The sequence below is a fragment of the Saccharothrix stipae genome, assembly GCF_054781895.1.
The window spans coordinates 837,640-857,280 of record NZ_BAAGTN010000002.1 but is presented as its reverse complement, the minus strand read 5'-3'; the positions used below and the strand labels follow the sequence as shown (position 1 = coordinate 857,280).

The 19,641-nt window shown below is 69.5% G+C and carries 12 protein-coding genes and 1 pseudogene; 4 read left to right on the top strand and 9 right to left on the bottom strand.

Going from position 1 to position 19,641, the window contains the following annotated elements:
* Positions 1 to 268: pseudogene (locus tag ACYVLT_RS06825) on the bottom strand (alpha-galactosidase); the annotation flags it as partial.
* A 763-nt stretch (positions 269 to 1,031) separates the two neighbouring features.
* Between ACYVLT_RS06825 and ACYVLT_RS06820 the strand changes: the two are divergent.
* A complete protein-coding gene (locus ACYVLT_RS06820; RefSeq protein WP_461119233.1) occupies positions 1,032 to 2,390 on the top strand; it encodes an alpha/beta hydrolase family protein in 1,359 nt (452 codons plus the stop codon).
* Positions 2,391 to 2,533: 143 nt separating this feature from the next.
* Here ACYVLT_RS06820 and ACYVLT_RS06815 read toward each other — a convergent pair whose 3' ends face one another.
* Complete coding sequence (locus tag ACYVLT_RS06815; RefSeq protein WP_461119232.1) at positions 2,534 to 4,756, bottom strand: NACHT domain-containing protein; 2,223 nt, start codon at positions 4,754 to 4,756, stop codon at positions 2,534 to 2,536.
* 416 nt (positions 4,757 to 5,172) lie between these two features.
* On the opposite strand from ACYVLT_RS06815, the gene ACYVLT_RS06810 reads away from it, so the two are divergent.
* On the top strand, positions 5,173 to 5,496 hold the full coding sequence (locus tag ACYVLT_RS06810; RefSeq protein WP_461119231.1) for a hypothetical protein: 324 nt from the start codon (positions 5,173 to 5,175) through the stop codon (positions 5,494 to 5,496).
* A 113-nt stretch (positions 5,497 to 5,609) separates the two neighbouring features.
* Here ACYVLT_RS06810 and ACYVLT_RS06805 read toward each other — a convergent pair whose 3' ends face one another.
* The 5 genes from ACYVLT_RS06805 to ACYVLT_RS06785 all read right to left on the bottom strand — a co-directional run bounded on the left by ACYVLT_RS06805 (position 5,610) and on the right by ACYVLT_RS06785 (position 12,025).
* Entirely contained in the window at positions 5,610 to 6,149 is a 540-nt protein-coding gene (locus tag ACYVLT_RS06805) for a pyridoxamine 5'-phosphate oxidase family protein (RefSeq protein ID WP_461119230.1), read from the bottom strand.
* A 12-nt stretch (positions 6,150 to 6,161) separates the two neighbouring features.
* On the bottom strand, positions 6,162 to 6,617 hold the full coding sequence (locus tag ACYVLT_RS06800) for an ATP-binding protein (protein WP_461119229.1): 456 nt from the start codon (positions 6,615 to 6,617) through the stop codon (positions 6,162 to 6,164).
* Positions 6,618 to 6,633: 16 nt separating this feature from the next.
* On the bottom strand, positions 6,634 to 9,825 hold the full coding sequence (locus ACYVLT_RS06795) for a TIR domain-containing protein (protein WP_461119228.1): 3,192 nt from the start codon (positions 9,823 to 9,825) through the stop codon (positions 6,634 to 6,636).
* Between the two features lie 195 nt (positions 9,826 to 10,020).
* Entirely contained in the window at positions 10,021 to 10,773 is a 753-nt protein-coding gene (locus ACYVLT_RS06790; protein WP_461119227.1) for a hypothetical protein, read from the bottom strand.
* 91 nt (positions 10,774 to 10,864) lie between these two features.
* Positions 10,865 to 12,025, bottom strand: a complete 1,161-nt coding sequence (locus ACYVLT_RS06785) for a DUF7669 domain-containing protein (protein ID WP_461119226.1) — start codon at positions 12,023 to 12,025, stop codon at positions 10,865 to 10,867.
* Positions 12,026 to 12,506: 481 nt separating this feature from the next.
* On the opposite strand from ACYVLT_RS06785, the gene ACYVLT_RS06780 reads away from it, so the two are divergent.
* On the top strand, positions 12,507 to 12,896 hold the full coding sequence (locus ACYVLT_RS06780; protein WP_461119225.1) for an HPF/RaiA family ribosome-associated protein: 390 nt from the start codon (positions 12,507 to 12,509) through the stop codon (positions 12,894 to 12,896).
* A 550-nt stretch (positions 12,897 to 13,446) separates the two neighbouring features.
* On the opposite strand, the gene ACYVLT_RS06775 is transcribed toward ACYVLT_RS06780, so the two are convergent.
* Both ACYVLT_RS06775 and ACYVLT_RS06770 read right to left on the bottom strand, forming a co-directional pair.
* Complete coding sequence (locus tag ACYVLT_RS06775; protein ID WP_461119224.1) at positions 13,447 to 17,502, bottom strand: nSTAND1 domain-containing NTPase; 4,056 nt, start codon at positions 17,500 to 17,502, stop codon at positions 13,447 to 13,449.
* Positions 17,503 to 18,484: 982 nt separating this feature from the next.
* On the bottom strand, positions 18,485 to 19,012 hold the full coding sequence (locus ACYVLT_RS06770; RefSeq protein ID WP_461119223.1) for an anthrone oxygenase family protein: 528 nt from the start codon (positions 19,010 to 19,012) through the stop codon (positions 18,485 to 18,487).
* 27 nt (positions 19,013 to 19,039) lie between these two features.
* Between ACYVLT_RS06770 and ACYVLT_RS06765 the strand changes: the two genes are divergently transcribed.
* Entirely contained in the window at positions 19,040 to 19,633 is a 594-nt protein-coding gene (locus ACYVLT_RS06765; RefSeq protein ID WP_461119222.1) for a TetR/AcrR family transcriptional regulator, read from the top strand.
* Positions 19,634 to 19,641 lie beyond the last annotated feature (8 nt).

Sequence of the window (19,641 nt, the reverse complement as noted above, 5' to 3'; positions counted from 1 at the left end):
CCTTCATGCCGCCGGGGAACCGGCCCGGGTCGCCCTGGAGGTTGCCCGCCGAGTCACGGTTCGGGTTCATCCAGCAGTCGTCCACCACCACGTACTGGTAGCCCGCCTCGCGCATGCCGGAACTGACCATCGCGTCGGTCATCTGCCTGATCAACGTCTCGTTGATGTTGCAGCCGAACGTGTTCCACGAGTTCCACCCCATCGGCGGGGTACGCGCCACTCCGTTCTCCAATGCCTGCGCGGACGACGCGTGCAGCACCGCCGTCATCGCGGACAGCAGCAGCACGCCTGCCGCCAACAGCGTTGCCGCCCTGCGAGGACGGGGAAGTCGTGTTGCTGTCACCCTGATCTCACTCCTCGGTGCGTATGACGTTCCGGCTGCCATCCGTGCTGCCGCACGGCCGGGCACAGCGCTGCCCGTTGCTCCGGAATTTCGGGTTGGACAAATCCGCCGGCGGGCTGTGACGGGGCGGTTTCCGTCAGCGGCGCAGGCTTCGATGGAGACAGTGTGGCACCCATTGTTCACGCTCACAAGCAGTCTTGGTGTAAGAGGGCCACGACAATCCGGGTGAATCGCCGTTCGGGGCGGAGCCCTCGTTCAGGGCTGAGACACCGCTTCTGCCTGGTGTTATGTGCTTCCGTGCCGACTGTTCGACGAACATTCGACGTCAGCAGGAGGTGGGTTAGCGCTAACATTTAGCACGGGCGACGGGTTGACTTGCCTCGTGGAAGAGGTGGTAGGTCGGTTGTTCGGCTGCGGTGTGTACGCGGAGGCGCACACCCTCCAGGGCGGTGCGCCACGGGACGGCCGTGTGCTCGCCGAAAATGCCGTCCGTCGAGTCGAGCGCCGCGGCGCACCATCCACTACCGCAAAATTGCGCAACTCAATACGGAACCGGTTGTCGTTGACGGTCGTTGCCGCGAAAGAACATCATGAGTCTGCTCGTGGTGGTGCGTGCCGGGTGACTCGCGAATCGGCCGCGCGGCGGTTCGCGAGCGATGCCGACCTTCAAGCGGGACTGGAGATTCGGATGTCCGCAGTGCGCAACCTCGGTGTCGTGCTGGCAGCCGCGTCGATGCTGGCGGCCGGTGCGACCGCCGCGGTCGCCGCGCCACCGGATGTAACGCCGTGCCTCGGAACGGCGGCTTGCGCGTCCGGGCTCCTCCCCGACGGCACCCCGTACCAGTTCGTCAAGCCGGACCGGTGGAACGGCGTGGTGCTGATGGACATGGACTTCGCCGACGGCGGGCTCACCACGCCGCTGACCGGGAACCTCGTCCAGCGCGGCTTCGCCGTGGGCGGCACGACCAGGACCGTCACCGGGTGGCGCATCGCCCAGGCGATCGACAACCAGGCCGCCGCGCTCGGCCGGTTCGAGGCGGCGTTCGGGCCCGCGCGGTGGGCGGTCGCCGAAGGCCGCTCGATGGGCGGATTCGTGGCCGCGGGCGCCGCGCAGGTCCACCCCGACCTGTTCGACGCCGCCGTCCCGTTCTGCGGCGGGCTCGGTGGTTCGGTGGGGCAGTGGAACCAGAAGCTGGACACCGTGTTCGCGCTGAGGACGTTGCTGTTCGGCGACAGCGCTCTGCCCGTGACCGGGATTCCCGCCGACGTCGCCGGTGCGCGGCAGCAGTGGATCTCGGCCCTCGCCGGAGCACAGTCCACGGCGGAGGGGCGGGCGCGCATCGCGCTCGCGTCCGCGATCGGCCAACTCCCGGGCTGGGGGCTCGCGGCGGACGGCACCACGTCGCCGGTGCCGGCGTGGTGGGACGCGGCGGGTATCGAGAACGGCATGTACCAGGCGTTGGCCGGAGGTCCGCTGCCCTACATCGGGCAGGCGATGAGCAGCAGGCGTGCCATCGAGCAGATGTCCGGCGGGAACCCGTCTTGGAACACGGGGGTCGACTACGGCCGGCAACTCGCGTCGGCCGAACCCGGTCAGCAACTCGCCGTCGTGCGACTGTACGCCCAAGCCGGGTTGGACCTGCGCGCCGACCTCGGGCGGTTGGCCGCGGCTCCCCGCGTCGCCGCCGACCCTCCTGCCGTGTCGCAACTGTCCAGGGGAATCTTGTTCACGGGCGACGTGCGCGTGCCGGTCCTCACGGTCAGCGGGCTCGGCGACCAGATCTCCACCGTGGCACAGCAGCAGTCCTACGAGGCGCTGGCCCACCGCGAGGGCAACGGTCGGCTCGTGCGTCAGACGTACGTGCGGACAGCGGGGCACTGCACGTTCACCGTCGATGAGCAGGTCGCCGCGATCGACCGGATGTGGCAGCGGTTGCGGACGGGCGTCTGGCCCGACCTGTCGCCTCGCGCCATGAACGGGCTTGCGGGTGACGGCCGTTACGTCGCCTACGTCCCACCCGTGTTCAACCGACCGTTCGCGGGCTGACGAACACCTGGACGACATTCGGCATCGAGGGAACCGGCTCCCACGGCGCCGGCCCGCACCTCCGCCATGATCACCTCGAAGCCGTGCTCGTCACCGTCGACCCCGATCGCTCATGGACAGCAGGCGGATCCCGGATTGACCAGCTAAAGCCCTGGAAAGACGGCTGCCATGAACCACTGCACGACTACGAGCAGGCAAGCGGTGGCTGCCAGGACCAGAGGTAGGGCATTGCGTTGGCGGAGGAGGTGGGGGCGGCGGACGAGGACGGCTTCCGCGAACACGCCGAACGAGCCGAACAGCGCGGGCAGCAGCCACAGCGGCAGCAACCGGGTCAATTCCGTCTCGGAAAGCCTGTCGAACGCCACCACGTACACGTACAACGCCGTCACCGCGGCACCGGTCAGCGCACCCAGGTACCCGACGCGGACGAGGGCGGACGAGCGCAGGTCCGTGCTCATCGAGTCGGCCTGATGGGGGTGCGTGCGGGCCAGGTGCTGCTGGAGTCGTTGGTGGCGGAAGTGGTAGGCGGTACCGATCTGGCGGAACACGCCGCGGCGGTGCGCGTCCTCCAGGAAAGTCATGACGCGGGGAGTCAGGCGGACGGGCCACCGGAGCAGCAGGGCCAGTCGAGCGACGGTGAGCGCGCCCCACGCGGACAACAGCCACAACGTCACACCCAGTGCAGGGCCGACGAACACGCCCACCCACGGTGCGACCTGGAACCAGACCAGCACGCCGACGGACGCGGCGGCCGCCAGTGACACCAGCAACGTTCGGGTTCGGTCCGCTCGCAGCGTCGAACGCGGCGTGATGGCGCCGGCGATGTCGGCGGGCGCGGTGAGCAGCATCGCCAAGCACATCGGTACGACCGACACGAGCGCGATCGACGCCCCGACCTCAAGCCCTTCCGCGAACGCGGGAACGCCGCCGGACACCAGGGAGACGTACGAGTAGACCAAGCCGAAGCCGAATCCGGCGGCGAGGCTCCCCGCGACACCGATCGCCATCGACCGCACCATGCCCGACGACCAGTCGTCGGGCATGGTGCGCAGTCTGACGCGGGTGCGCGAAGGAGGGCTGGACTGGCGACCGGTGGCGATCAGGGCCAGTCCGACCGCGAGCCCGATGACCACGGTGTAGCGGCGCATGATCGGAAAGGGCACGAATACCTCGTTCACCAGGCCGATCAGCACGAACAGACCGGTTACGACGCTGAGGAACGCCACCCGGTGTGTGACCAGCGGTATGTGCCACCACAGCAGTTGCTGAGTACCGCGACGTTCGAGCAACCACGCGAGGGTGCGCAGGCTGCGCAACGCCCGCTCGTCGTCGCCGTACAGCGCGGGTACGTACCCGGCGAGCAGGTGTTCCTCGGCGTCGGCGCGGGTGGTGAACTCGCTCAGCCGGGCGGGATCTGTGGACGTGCGACTGTACGAGGCGCGGGCGAGTCCTGCCATCAACGGCGTGGACAGGGCTTCGGCCGCGGGGCCGGTGGTGGCGAAACCATCCCACTTCGCTCGGGACGGGGGAGGAGTCGCACCACGGAGGTAGGCCAGGACGTCGTCGATGCCCAGAGGCGCCAACTCGACGACCGTGGCGTCCGCGAGGGGCAGTACGTCGCCGGCGAGGAGGCGATGGTAGTCGTCGGTGCGGCAGGTGACGACGAGCGGTTCGCTCCGGAGCAGCCAGCGGTTGAGGGAGTCGAGGGCGACGGCGCGGGCGGGTTCGGCCATCTCGTCGAGGCCGTCGAACACCGGTAACAACATCTCGTGCCAGATCCAGTGCGAGGCGAGGGTGCCGTTGGCGTGGGTGGTGCCCAAGGCCGGGTACAACTCGATGAGCCGCCGTTCCATCCACGTCTGTGGCGTTTCGTCGATCGGGTTCCACGATGCGACGGGCAGGATCACGGGAACGCGGTCACCTCTGTCGCGTTCGCTGAGCAGTCCCAGTGCCAACTCGAGGGCCACCACGGTCTTGCCCGCCCCCGGTTCGCCGAGGATCACCAATCGGGAGCGGTCGAGCAGTCGGAACGCATCCGCGGCCGCGTCGACCCTTCCGCCGTGCCACCGCACGGGCAGCAGGTCGTTGACGTCGCGCACCCCGCGTTCCCGTCGGTATTCCGCGACGAGCGCGTCGGCGAACTCCTCCAGCGGCCGGCTCTCGCCCGGACGCTGAGCCACCCGCAACGCGACAACCGACACCACCAGCCCGGGGACACCGACAGCGAGGCTCAACACGAGCCCGCCCACGCTGGCCCAGTTGTCAGCCTCGGACAAGGACCGCCGGGCGAGGAACCACACGACGCCACCGATGACGGCCGCCAACGAGGCCACGCCGATCGGGATCCACAAACGATGCCTCCGCACCGCCACAGGATGCAGGAACCCTGCCGACCGCGACCGTCCTACCCCGCTGGAGTCGATGGGGGCCTTGCCCCAAGGCCTGTGGGTGCCAATAGTCGGTCTGCGCTTACGGAAAACGTCGTCCGTGCAGCTCAGAAGGCATGGGTCGGGCGTTGGTGATGGCCTGGTGGGGACGGTGGGTGTTGTAGAACTCCGACGAAGTGCAGCGACCGGGAGTCGGTGCAGCAGCCCACACAGTTCCGGAGTGGTCGAGGGCAACGTCAACCGCATCAAGGTGATCAAGAGGCAGATGTACGGCCGCGCCGGATTCGACCTGCACCGCAAGCGAATCCTCCTCGCTGCCTGACCACCCTGGCATCGGCATCGATCTCGACGAGGGCCATCTTGTCGATCGAGACGCGATTCCCGATGATGGCAGCATGGGTGTCTACGTGGAGCTCGTGCGGTCTACAGGGGTGGTGACAGGTGTGCCGGATCCGGCTGGAGGCCGCTTTGACGCCGCGGGCGACTTTGATCGAATCTTGCCCACCGGCGACGAACGGTTCACCATTCTGGGCCGCATCGACCCATATCGCGACACGCTTCTGCGATCTGAAGACATGAACAACCTCATCGACGAGGTGGACAAGCTGATCGAGGTATCGCGCAACGGCCCTGAACGCAGGGGATTGCTGAGGCTGCGCACGCTTGCGGCAGAGTGTCGGGATACTCCCGGAAGCCGGCTTCGGTTCGCCGGCGACTGACAGGCTCCCGCGCGGCAACATCAGGCCAGGTCGATCACGAAAAGTGGGCCAGAACCAGAACCCCTCGACTGGACCCTGAGTGACGGCCTGAGGTGGACCCGCTCGAGCGTCTTTCAGGCTGGTGGTTGTTGGTCGAGGAGGCCGGCGGGGTCGGTGCTGTAGGCGACCATCCAGCTGGGGTCGATGCGATACCAGATGTTCTCGTCCCAGAACGGGTCGTCGCCGTCGCCGTCGTAGTGGTTGACGAGGTAGTCGCGGATTGCCGGCCACGTCGGGTCGCTGCTCGTCTCCTCGGGGTTGAGCGGAACGGCGTGTCCGTGCGTGAAGATGCCGAGCTGCTCGCCGCGCATGAAGGTCGCGCTGATGCCGGGCCGCGCCGCGAGATGACGGGCTTTGGCGGCCTGACGGTGGGTGCCGAAGATCCAACGGCCGTGCAGGAAGTGTCCGTCGGCGCCGCTGATGCGTGGCTCACCGCGCCGGGTGACCGTGGCGATGGCCAGGGTGCACATGCCTTGGCAGAGTCGGACGACCTGCTCGGCGTCCAAGGTGCTCTCACCTGGCCGGATGATCGACTTGAGATGGCTGCTGGAGCCGGCCAAAGACGCGTCGAGCAGGACTTGGAGGCTGTGGAGCTCGTCGGGAGTCTCGAACATTCGGCCAGTCAATCAGCTCCCACCGACTGTGACCCGGAACCCTTGCTGGGCGGCGGCGGTGCCCAGGCTGATGAGCGGGCGCGACTTGCCGGTCCCGGAGTCGCCGATCAGGCAGAGCGGCTCACCCGCGGTGATCCAGGCGCCGGTGGCGAGGGTGTTGATCGTGGCCGGGTTGATGTTCGGATTCGCGCCGAAGTCGAAGTCCTCGAGCCACTTCTCGCGTGGGAACCCGGCGGCCTCGACCCGGCGGGCGGAGCGGCGACGGTCGCGGTCGTCGCAGAACAGCCGCCGGATCCGCAGCCGAATCACGACCCGCCGGCCGGCCACCGCCGCGTCGACGACGCGGCGTTCGTAGCGGGCATGCACCCGTACCGAAGGGCCGCCACGCCCGGGGCACGCGGCCTCGGACGCCCGTGAGCGCGCCTCGATCCGCACTGCGGGGCCGATCTGTTCGATCCAGTCGATCACGAAATGTGGGCCGGAACTAATCGCAGAGCTCCAGGTAGGGCAGGCCGGGGGCGTAGCCCGCCCATTCGTCCGGGGTCAGTGTGCGACCCACCGCATGGCACAGGGTCCGTTGCACGTCGGCCGCGTAGCCGATGTCCCACAGCCGCACGGCGCTGTCCTCGCCCCCGCTGGCGAGGGTGCGGCCATCGGGGCTGAAGACGACGGAGCGGACGGCCTGCTGGTGACGCAGGTGAGGGCCGCTGACCTGCTTGCGGGTGGCTACGTCCCACAGCCGCACCGACCCGTCGCCGCTGCCGGTGGCGAGCAGGGTGCCGTCCGGGCTGAACGCGGCGGAGTAGACGGGTCCGGTGTGGCCGACGAACGGTTCGCCCGAGCGGTCGCGGGTGGCGGTGTCCCACAGGTGGATGGCGCCGTCGTCGCCGGCCGTGACGAGGTTCCGCCCGTCGCGGCTGAACGCGACGGCGCCGACGGGACCGGTGTGACCTCCCAGGACGGCGACCCGCTGGTTGGTGGCGAGGTCCCACAGGGCTGTGGTGCCGTCGCGGCGACCAGCGGCGACCGTGGTGCCGTCGGGACTCACCACGATCGTGAAGGCACTGGTGCCGGTGTCGAGGACCGCGGTCTCCCGACGGGTGGCGGTGTCCCACACCCGGACCGCCGAGTTTGCCTGACCGAGGTCGTCGGTGGTGCCGACGAGCCGCGTTCCGTCGGGGGTGAACGCCAGGGATCGGAACACCTCGGCGTCGGTGATCGGGTCGCCGACCTGGGTGTGTTGTTCGACATCCCACAGCGCCAGCCGGCCGTCCTGGTCGCCCAGGTGAAGACCGGCGGCTGCGATGGTGCGGCCATCGGGTGCGAACGCCACGGACAGGATCGGGGTGGTGTCGGGGGGTGTCAGGGTCGCCCGGGGTGTCCGCTCGGCCACGTCCCACATCACCAGCGTAGGGCCGAACGGGCCGGCGATCAGCGGCTCACTGCCGATCGCTGCGAGATGCTGGCCCAGCAGCCCGCCCGCCATCTTGACGGTCCTGTCGCCGATGCCGCACACACCCCAGCCGTCGTGACCGCACAGGATCCCGCCACCCTGGTGCCCCGTGCCGCCACCGTTGTCGCCTCCTCCGGCGAGCACGGTGCCGTCGGGGCTGAACGCGAGAGAATGGACGGTGCCGGCGAAGCCGGTCAGTGGGTTGCCGTCCTGCTGGTGGCTGGTGGTGTCCCAGAACCGGATGGTGCCGTCGTGCGCGGCGCTCGCCAGCGTTCGTCCGTCCGGCGCGAAAGCCACCGCGCTGATTGGCCGGGTGTGACCGGCCAGCGGTTCGCCGATCTGTTGCTGCCGGGCCGTGTTCCACAGCCGGATCGTGCCGTCGTAGCTGCCGGTGGCCAGCGTGCGACCTTCGGCACCGAACGCCAACGAGGGCCGCAGTCCGACCCGCTCGGCCCGCGTGTAGCCGGTGAGCCGGGTACCGCGCGGTTGGCGCGTGACGACGTCCCAGAGCATGGTGGTGCCCTCGATGCCCGCAGTGGCGACGGTCCGGCCGCTTTCGGTGAAAGCCACGGTGGGACCGACTGCCGCCGCTCGGTCGACGGGGTGCCCGGTGAGGGAGTCGCCGATCTGTCGGCGAGCGGCAACGTCCCAGAAGCGGACGGTGCCGTCGGTACTCGCGGTGACGAGCAGCGCGCCGTCCGGGCTGAACGCCATCCCAGGGGTACCCCCGCTGTGGCCTGTGAGCGGGGCACCGACACGGGTGCGGGTGGCAACGTCCCACAACTCCACCGCGCCGGACGCCGTTGCGATGGCCAGCATCCGGCCGTCGGGGCTGAACGCCGGCGGGAGCCGATACGCCGGGCTGTCGGACGAGCCGGTGCGACCAAGTCGACCGATCGACTGCCGGGTGTCGACGTCCCACAAGCGGACAGCCCCGGATTGTTCGGCAGCGGCAACGGTGCGGCCATCCGGCGTGAAGGCAGGAGGTCCCAGGGGTTCGTCCGAAGGAAGCGGGTCTCCGATGGCGCGGTGGGTGGCGGTATCCCAAAGCCTGAGTCGGCCGAGTTCGTCGGTGGAGGCCAGCAGCGAGCCGTCGGGTCGGTAAGCGAGGGAGTTGACGGTCAAGCTGCCGGTGTTGATGGTGCCGTTTCCAGGGAGAGCCGCAGTGACGAGCATGGCGGCGCGCGCCTCCGGCGTGTCGTAGACGGCACCGGCCGCGAGGCTGAGCAGGCGAGCAAGCTCGGGGTCGCTGTCGCCCACGATCTCGGCACGGGCCGCGAGTTCCCGGGACAGAGCCTGGTCGCGCTGACCGATGGCCTGGCCCTGGAGCCGCAGCGCGACCCCACCCAGGATCAGGGCGACGACGAGCAGCAACGCCAGCGTGCCCACTCCGATGCGGCGCAGGGTGGTGGCCACCCGGTGCTGATGGACGTCCTCGCTGTCCAGTTCGTCGCGGTCGCGGCCGTGCACGGGGGCGGCGAGGGTGGCCAGTTCGGTGCGGAACCTGCTGTGCCGAACCGACAGCTGCTCCTGCTCGCGAGCCCAGGTCAGGTCGATCCACAGGGGTTCGGCGTGGAACCAACCGCGCAGGCGCGGCGGTAGCGCGTCGGTCCGCTCCCAGTCGAAGTCCCCGGCGGTCCGGTCCCATGCGATGGTGCCGCCGACGTGCACGATCAGGAACGTCTCGCGTTCCCGGTGCCGCACCCAGTACTCGACCTCCTTGTCGACCCACGGCGACGCGGCAGCTTCTGGTGAGGCCATCAGAACGAAGAACCTCGATCGGCGCAGGGCGGTGGTGATGGTGCCCCACAGGTCAGGGTTGGCGGCGAGGTTGGTCCGGTCGCGGAACACCCGCAATGCCCGCAACTGGTACCACTTGCGGGTGAGTCGGTGCAGTCCACGCTGCACGGCCGGTGCCAGACGCGTGTCGGCGGCATGGCTGTATGACAAGAACGCGTCGTAGTCGCTGTCGTCGGCGTCGCCGGGGCTCCGGCCGCGACCGGCGGTTTCGGTCATGCGGCCCCCTTCCCCGGTGTCACACATTGTAGTGAAGTTTCGCACGCCGAGTAGTGGAAGCCGCGTCGTATCCGTGTGGTAGACCGTCGGGCGTCGCGTCGTTCGGTATGCCGGGTGTCGGCCACTAGGGGGAGGAGTGCTGTAGAAGAGGACGTCACTCGAGCAACTCATGGCGGTCGGTAGCTTGGCGAGGCAGTACCGGAACATCGCCCCGGTGTAGGGGCTTCGCGCGAGGCTTGGTCGGGTGAGCTTTGCTGCTCCGCAGGGATCAAGAACAGCGTTCTGCTCCCGTCCACGCCCACCGCCTCCCGGATGTCCAAGGTCACCAGCTGGTCCACCTTCCACACCGTCGCGGAGCGCTCCTCGTGCTGATCGAGGCGGTCGCTGCTGGTCGAGCGGTTGTCAGGAGTGGCGGGCGACGGCGTGGGTGATGGAGGTGACCAGTCGGGCGATGGTCGCGGCGGTCGACGGGTCGGCATCCGTTGTGCGCGCGTGTTGGTCGGTCACGGTGTGGGTGAGGTCGTGCCAGGTGGTCCAGGCGCACACGTCGGGGATGCGGCCGATCAGCTCGTCGAGTGGGCCGGGGTGGTGTGCGAGGGCGTGGACGGTGGGCAGGTGGTGTGCGATCGCGTCGTGTACGGGCATGCGGCCGTGGCCAGTGACGAGGACAGGTGGTGGGGTGCCGAGGATGAGCAGCAGCAGCGGTGTCCGGTCGCCGGCCTGTCGGGTGACGGCAAGGTATTCGCGGGCGAGCTGTTGTGGTTGGAAGGAGCTGCGTCCGATCTTCTTGGCCTCGACCAGGGCGTGGGCGGCGGGGGTGGTGATGACGGCGTCGGGTTGGACGATGAGCCGGTCGCCGCGGGAGCGCCCGTCGGGGTTGAGGACGACTTCGTCGGGCAGGAATACGATCTCGGCATCCTCGCTCTCCCGGGACAGGGCGTGGCGGGCGCGGTCGGCTCCGTGGGCGTTGTCCAGCACGGCGCCGAGGAAGGCGCGGCGGGGGAGGAAGTCCAGGGCGGTGAGGACCTCGGCGGTCAGGACGTTCTCGCGTCCGCGTCCGCCGTCGCGGTAGCCGCGCACGTTGGCGCCTTCCCAGGAGATTTCGTCGAGCAGGCGGCCCAGCACCGAGGTGTTGTCGTGGGCCTGCGGCTCCATCAGTCCTCCTGGGCGATGCGGGATCGTGGACACGCACTCGGGCGCTCTTGCATCGCGGTGTGCGCGAGTCGTTCCTTGCTGCGGGTGCAGCTCAGTCCGATACCAGCCGGTAGCGGCCGCGATCGACGCGTTCCAGGTCGTCGTAGGTGGTGGCGGCGTGGTCGGGGGCGTTGCGGCACAGGTGCGAGGTGACCATGGTGCGGATGGTGCTCTCGGGGTAGTCGGTGCCCCGGCGGGCCATCTCGGCAACGACTTCGGCCAGTGTGAAGGTCGACGCGCCGGATCGGGTCAACACGGCCTGGACCGCGTCGAGGATCTCCCTGCGCGCACCGTCCCGGACGGCGGGGGCACTCGGCAGTGTCGGTGGCGCGTCGGTGTCGGTGACCGTCCCAGCCGCTTGTCGTGCCGCCTCCACCGAAGGCAGCGATCGCTTCGCCTCGGGATCGCCTACGAGCAGGTCTGCGGTCTGCGCGGGGACGAGCGGGTCGACGTGGTAGATGGCCAGGCGCAGGGTGTCGTCGACGGGGATGACCGCGAGGCGGGTCGCCGTGACGTGGTGTCGGACCAGGTCGGGGCCGATGATTCCCAAGGCCGTGGCGGGCAGTCCGGCGACGGCGGCAGGGGTGAGTGCGACCGTGTCGGTGTCCAGGTCGACTCCGAAGCGCCGCGCGGCACCGGCCATGTACCTGCGCAGGCGGTCACCCTCGACGTAGACGAAGATCCGGTCGACCTCGCCGGGATAGGCGGCCAGCCGATAGAAGTCCTTGAGGACCTCACCCAAGGCCATCGTCCACGCCGCGTTCACCTCGTTCGGCTCCCGGGGGAACTTCAACTCGATCAACGCCACCGGCGATGGCCGCCCGACCACCAGATCGACCCGCGAACCCTTCAACGCCGGGTGCGGCGCCTCGACCCGCAACGTCGTCGCGTCCACACCGGCTGCTATCAGGGTTCGCGCGGCGGCGAACCGCACCACGTCCTCGGTGAGCAGCCCACCGAGCCCACGCTCCAGGTGTCCCCGTAGTTCGGCGGCCACCGACGCCCACACCGCGTCGGACCGCCACGAGCATGCCTGCACCACGTGGTCTACGTCGTTCCTGATCGATGGATTATTAGCCGTCGGTTGATGCCTGAAGCCTCCGCTACGCAGGACGTGCAGGTAGGAAGGCGGCCGGCGACGAAGTCGTACTTGTCGACGATCCCAGTATTGCCCACAGTGTTTGTGCAGGTCACCGGCCCGTATGCGGATCACCGTCCGCAGGCCGGTGATTGTTCTGGGGAGCAGTTCGGGAGCAGACCCCCTGTCGGGGTCATCGAATTTGTGGCCGCATTTCATGATAAAATTTCTGGTCGCGCATCCGTGGTCCTGATCAACACGTCTTCCCGGGGTCGGATCGGCTGCCGCCGCGTGCTGGTCCGCTTCCTCATGACTTGGGCTGATGCCGTCGCGGGAGGGGTGCCCGGGGATCGCACAGCAGCCGGGAATTGATCCACCAGTGCGGCGATCACCGTGTGATCGGTCCGGTTCGCGGGCTCGGGTTGGTCGGGTGCCCTACGGCGACCTTGTGCCGCAGCACGGGCAACTGAACACCCTTGGTCGCCGACGATCGAGCGAGCAGAGCCGGCCGGCGATGCGGAGTTCTGGCACTCACACGCTGAACGCCGCTGCGTTTGAGCCGGCCGCTCCCGTGGTATCGATCAGGACCATTGCTGTCCCGCTCCGGAGGCTCCGAATGCAGATCCAGGTCAATACCGACCACAACATCCACGGTGGCGAACGACTGGCCACCTACGTGACCACCGATCTGGAGAGCAGCCTGTCCCGGTTCAGCGGGTGGTTGACCCGGGTGGAGGTGCACCTCAGTGAGGACGGGGGCGGCAAGCCGGAAGACAAGAAGTGCGTCATCGAGGCGCGGCCGGGGGGCAAGCAGCCGGTCGCGGTCACCCACCACGCGACCACCGTGGATGACGCGTACGCCGGGGCGGCGCACAAGTTGGGCAGGGTGTTGGATTCCCGGTACACCCGCGCCCATGACCACAAGGGCAGCGACAGCATCCGTCACATGCCCGCTCCGGAAGACCCGGAGCGAGTCGGCGTGATCGAGGACGAGCCTCGGGGCTGATCAAGGCGACACGACGCTGTCGGCCTCATAGGGCGAACCTCCGGTCGGGTTTTGCCCGACCAGAGCCGACGCGCGGAACCGAGGTCCGCGCGAGCGGCACGGTCGGACGGCATCACCGGGACGAAGGTCGAAGACACCGGCGCCGTCCTCCGATGGCTCGGCCCGCGACCGGCTCGGCGCGCACCGCGCAGGGAGCGTTCGCAGCACTCCTTCCGCCCGGTGGAGTTCTGCTCGGCGGGTGGCTCCTGGACGCCCCGGAACGGTTGCAGTGTCGGCGACGCCGGTCGGTCCGGGCTCGGGCGGCTGAGGGGAGGCGCGGTCGGGCGATTTGGGGGGTCGTGGTCGCTGACCTGGTCGTGGGAGGAGTTCGTGTCGGAGGGTGGTGCCGATGACCCGTTCGCAGTGGGCGTTCATCCGGGGTGCCCGTGGCGTGCTCCAGCAGGACACGATCATCAGGGTATGGCTGCAAGACGGTGACATCCTCGCTCTACCGGCGACGATGACTTTCGGGCTGCACAACAATTCCACGCAAGTGGTGGACGGGCGTTGTTCACGGGCAGGTGTCGCGGTACTCGAAGGCCGTGCCCACGTAGCGGAGCCATTCCTCCCGGTTGAAGCCGCGGCCGGCGCGCTCGCACGCCAGCTCGGTGGGGCGGCCGCGCACGTCGAGGTACGCCGACAGGTCCCACAGCGCGACGTGCCCGGCGGCGTCGCCGCTGACCAGCCTGCGGCCGTCATGACTCAGCGCAACGTGCTGGACGCTCGTGTCATGCCGTTCCAGGGCATCGCCGATGCGGTGGGGCCGGCCGCGGTCGGTGATGTCCCAGACCGACAGGCTCCCGTCGCCCTTGCCGATCGCAAGGATGGTGCCGTCCTCGCTGGTGGCGAGGGAATCGACGTCCGAACCGACGCCCAGCGGTGACCCGAGCTGCCGCGGTTGCCATGCCGTCGACACGTCCCACAGCACGACGTCGTCCCCTCCGGTGGCCAGCACCTCCCCCTCCGCGACGAAGGTCAGGGCTCGGACTTCGTCATGGCGGATCGGCTGCTCCAGCAGCACGACGTCCCTGGGGTCGGTGATGTCGCGGATGACCACCAGGTCCCGATCCTTGCTGTCCTGGGACGCGATCGCGGCCCCGTCGGCGCGGAACGCGATCGCCCGCTGGTTGTCGGAGCGGCCCTGCATCGAGTCGGCTATCACCACCGGGGCGGCCGGATCATCGACGTCCCAGGTCCGCAGCGTGACGTCGACGCTGGTGGCCCAGAGCTGCCTGCCGCTCCGGGAGAAGCGCAGGTTGGCGATGTCGTCGCGCAGCCCGGGAAGCGGTGGTCCGGCACGTCTCGGGGTGTAGACCTCCTCCACGGACCAGAGGGTCACCTGCTCGTCGACCTCCTTACCGCTGTCCTCGGTGCCGGTGGCGAGGAACCGCCCGTCGGGACGGAACGCGAGGGACGTGATCCGTCCCTGCTCGGCCACGACGGAACCGGGTCCGCGCGGAGTCGTCGGATCGGTGAGGTCCCACACCCACGTCCGGCCCGAGTGCGCCGCCACGGCCAGCCGGTGGCCGTCGTCGCTCAGTGCGACGTCCAGGACTTCCTTGTCCACGTCGAGCGAGCGGCCGTCGAGGCGGACCGGTTGCACGTGCGAGGACGGCCACCACAGGATCGCCCTGTTGTCCGCACTCCCGGTCACCAGGGCGCCATCGGCGCCGAAAGCGACCACGTGGACTTCGTTGGTGTGGTCGGTGAGCGGGTTCGCGATCGAGCGCGGGGCCAACGGGTTCCCGATGTCCCAGAGCGCGACGGTGGTGTCCAGGCCGGCCGAGGCGAGCGTGCGTCCGTCCGGGCTGATCGTGATGTCCCGGATGCCGACGTCGTGCCCGCGCAGCGGGTCTCCCACCTGGACGATCGCCTCGGGGGTCGACGTGTCCCACAGTCGGACTTCCGGGTCTGCGCTGCTGAGGTAATCACCCGTGGACGTGGCCAGCATCCGGTTCCGCCCGGGGACGTAGAAGACCGCGGTGAACGAGTCCTCCGCGGTGGCGGCGCGTATGCGCCGAGGCACGGCGACATCGGTGACATCCCACAGCCACAGTTCGCTGGGCAGGTTCCATCCGCCGTCCGGCTGCAGCACGACGGCGAGCTGCAGCCCATCGGGGCTGAACGCCACGTCGCTGTAGGTGTTGAGCAGCTCCTGGGCGACTGGACCCAGTTGTACGATCTTGTTCGGATCGGAGACGTCCCAGAGCGACAGCAGCCCACCATAGGTGGCCGCCAGCTTCGTGCCGTCCGGGCTGAACGCGAGGCCGAGCTTGTCGGCTCGACCTTCACCCTCGAAGGCACCGACCTTGACGATCAGGTGGGGTCGTTCCAGGTCCTCGACGTTCCACAGCAGCAATTCCTTCTGGCTCGCCGTGGCCAGGATGTACCCGTTCGGCGAGAAGGCCGCAGCCAGGACCCACTCGGTGTGCTCGGTCAGCGGCTCCCCGAGCGAGCGCGGGTGCGAGAGGTCCGACACGTCCCACAGCCGCAGTGCGTGGTCGGCCCCGTCACCGGTCGCGAGGACCCGCTGGTCGGGGCTGAACGCGGCGGAGAACACCGAGGAGGTGTGGCCGCGCAGGGTGGCCGCGTAGCGGTCCTGGGTCAGGTTCCGGGTCAGTGCCGTCTCGGTTGCCCGGTCCGGCGCGATGTGGTGCGCGGCCAGGGCGAGCCGCAACGCCTGCTGTGGATCCGCGGCGCGGACGCCGGCGGCCCGGTCGACGAGTCCGCCCTTGGTCGCCGCGTCGCGCTCGTCCTGGGCCCGTCCGGTTTGCACGGCCGCGACCACGCCCGCGACGACGGCCACCGCCAGCAGCGCGCTCAGGATGCTCAACGTCCTGGTGCGCCGGAACCTCTCGCGCCGCCTCCGCCCTTCGACGCGGGCGTCGGTGGCGCGCAGGAACTCCCGGCCGGAAGCGTCAGGACCAGCGGACGGGCTCAGCAGGCGGACGGTCGCCGAGTAGCGCTCCTCGTCCCACAGGTACCCCTCGGACCGGCGCGCCGCGCTCCACTCCGCTGCCGCCTGCTCCACGTCGCGGGCGGCGCGCAGCGCCGTGCCCTGCCGCTTGATCGCCGCGGCCAAGGGCGGCCACTCCGTGAACAGCGCCTCGTGTGCGAACTGGACGACAGCACCGTCGGCGACGAGTAATCGGTGTGACACGAACACCGCCATGGCTTCGCGCAGCGACGGGTCGAGCGTGGCGACGTCCACCGGTCGGCGGGTCCACCGGTCGGACCGGTCGACGCTCACCAGCCGCACCAGACCGGCCAGCACCGCGGGCTCGCCCAGATCACGCGCGGCGACGGTCAGCGCGCCGGAGGCCTGGGACGCCAGTACGGCGTGCAGACCGCCGAGGCCGGCGAACCCGTGCCGGTCCGCCAGCGCGTCGTAGGCGGCGACGGTCAGCGTGTCGCCGCGCCGCTTGCCCTCGGCCAGCAGGTTCAGGGCGAACGCAAGGAGCGGCAGCGCGTCCGTCGAGCCGGTGTCGGCAATCAGCCGGCCGGCCAGTTCCGGTTCCAGTGGCAGGCCCGCGATCCGGGCGGGTTCGCGGATCGCGGCGCGCAGCATGTCCTTGGCCAGCGGGCCGAGCAGGTACGTGCCGATCCGGCCGACCCCGAGCCCGGCCAGGTCGTCCAGGAACTCGGAGCGGACGGTGCCGAGCACGCGCGCCCGTCCGCTCAGCCCGGCGAGGAGTTCACCGAACGCCGCGAGCTCGTCGGCCGGCACAGTGGGGCTGAACAGCGCCTCCAGTTGGTCGACCACCAGCAGCACGTGGCGCGCGCGGGAGGCGATCCGCAGTTCGTCCACCAGCTCCCGCACATCGGCTCCGGCGAGTCTGCGACGCACGTTCTCCGGCGACCACGCCAACCCCGACCTGCGAGCGGTGGCGGCCAGTGCGACCACGAGCGCGTACACCGGATCGGTGCCGGGCTCGACGGTGTCCAGGACCAGCCAGTCGGGGTCGGCCGCCAGCTGCGGTACCACCCCGGCGAGCACCAGCGACGACTTGCCGCACCCCGACGGACCGGTCACGGCGGTCAGGTCGTGCCCGACCTCGGCGCGCAGCAGGGCGACCACTTCCCGCACCTCGCGAGAACGACCGAAGAAGAGCCTGGAGCGGTCCGCGGTGAACGATTTCAGGCCGGGGTACGGGTTGTCACCGTCCCGCCACTCGCCCCGCGTGCCCAGGTCGAGCCATCGCAACCGCGTCCCGACCTGCTCCAGGGCCACGGTCCGGTCGGCGCTGGTGTGCTGTCGGTCTTGGATCAAGGGGTGCGTGATGTCCGCGATACGCATGGGAATCACGAGGCAGCCACGCGCGTCGGCGATCGACACCTCGGCCGTGCACCAGGTAGACGCCACGTAGGCCCGGCTGATCAAGCCGACCACCGCGTCCACCTGGCTCAGCTCGTCGTACAGCCGGGTCTTCCACGCCTCGCCGACGGTGACGCCGTAGACGAGGTCGCGGTCGAAGAAGACCTCGTGCCCCTGGCCGACCAGCCACTCGTGCACGCGGTCGGCGACGTCGCGGTCCTCGGTCGAGTAACTGAGGAAAACCTTCGCCACGTCCACCCGTCCCTCGTCTGCGGTACCACCCTTATCGGGATCGCCCCGAAGCCGTTACGACACAACGTGTTCCGGAGCACGGGCCCGCACATCTGCGGATTGGTCCACCGGTGGCGAACCCATGCACCGATCCGAAGGGATAGCGGGATGGGGAAGTCGCAGGTGACCGCCCGGCGCACCTGCATTTGAGATCTCACCAGCGGGTTGGCTGCCAGCGCGGTGTTGATCGGCCTGGCGGGGGCCGTGACGGCGGCACACGGCGAGGAGCCCGGCCTCCCACAAGTGGGGTGGCACGAGGATTTCTGTTGTTCTGCAACCCGTCGGTGGCGTGCCGACCAGCGCCGCGTCGGCCGTGGAGCGGCTGCAGCGCCGGCTCCGGCACGCCCATAGCAGGTCGTGCAGCCACGGCCGGCAGATGAACCTCCTGGACAACGTCTGGCAACGCGAGTTCACCGTGACGGAGTCCGACACCGTTTACGGCGCCACGATCCGCTGGACCATCGCCGGGACGGCCACCGTCACAGCCGGACCGCGCGACGAAGCGATCCACGATCTCGACGGAGGTGTGAAAACGGTGCAGCCGGGCGACGTCGTCACGATCGCGAGAACCCGTGCTGATCTTCTCGGGCTCGCTGAAGCGCCGCTGACACCCCACCCACCGACGGTCAACCCACTTGGACCAGCAGCACGTACCGGATCTGGCTGGCGTCGCCGACCCCGCAGTCGGCGATCTCACCGGTGCGGACCTTGGTCCATACCCCCCCGGCCTTCCAGTGGTCCCGCCGCCGGGACCCGGACGGCCCCAGCGGCGTCCAGCCTCGGCCGTTCAAGGCCGGCGGGCCGAGGCGATGGGACGTATCCGGGACGTTGGGACGGGAAGGTAGCTCTGACCAGGCATTCCTGCCTGCGCTGGGACGGGCCGTGGCCAAGCGGGTCTGTGCGGTTGTCGGCTCTGTCGCTGATTGCGGTGCGTCGGAGGCGGTTACCGCGGCGTGTTGGATGCCGTAGCCGGTCGGCCGAGGTGGTGGAGTGCTGCGGCGGCCAGCAGGAAGGCGATCGTGGAGGCGATGGTGCGCACGAGGTTCCAGGTGATCCAGGGGTTCTCGTAGGCGCGGCGCACGGCTGCGGGGTCCGCGATGGTGCGGGGATCGCCTGCGGCGGCGAGTTGTTCGTTGAGCGGGACGTTGACCAGCATGGTCAGCAGGAACCCTCCCAGGCCGTAGAGCAGCAGGGCGGCGACCAGCAGGGCGGTGGCGCGACTCGGTCGGCGGCTGATGCCCGTCAGAGCCGCTGCGGCGGTGATCACCAGGGCGCCGAAGAAGCTCGACGCGAACCACGCGTTGCGCACCGACGCGTTGATCGCCTGCATGGCGCCGATGAACGTGACGTCGTCGGTGTGCGCGAGGCCGACCATCACCGAGCACGCGTAGGCGTAGAAGAAACCGGCGATCAGGGCGAGCAGCAGGGTGGCGAGGAACGTCAGGACGAGCTGGGGTCTGAGGGGGCGCATACCCGAACCGTACGGTACGGTTCGGGTATGTCAAGCCACTTGCGCGGCGAAGCCAGGCGTGAAGCGGTGCTGGACGCCGCGCTCGAAATCCTGGAGACCGAGGGGTTGGCCGGCCTCACCACCCGCAAGGTCGCGGAGCGCGCCCGCGCGTCCAAGGAGACGATCTACGCCCACTTCGGCGACCGGCGGGGATTGCTGGAGGCGTTGGTGCTGCGGCAGTCGGCCAAGACCAACGCCCTGCTCGACGACGACCGCCCCGTCCGGGAAATCCTGGTCGACGCGGTGCGCGCCCTGCTGACGCTGCTCACGGACCGCCGTTCACTGGCGCTCAACCGGGCCGCGATCGCCGAGGTGCCCGGCAACCCCGAACTGGCCGGGCAGCTCCTCGCGCACGGCCGCGACACGACCGGACCGCTGTTCGAGGCCGTGCTGAACCGGGCGCACCACGCCGGTGAGCTGAACTGCCCGGACCCGGCCGACGCCTTCACCGTGCTGTTCGGGTTGGCTGTGCGCGACGCGCAGATCAAGGCCCTGCTCACGGCCGTCGAGTGGGATCCCGCCGACATCGACGCGCGGACGCGGCAAGCCGTCGAGCACTTCTACCGGCTTTACGGCACCTGATTCCGCGA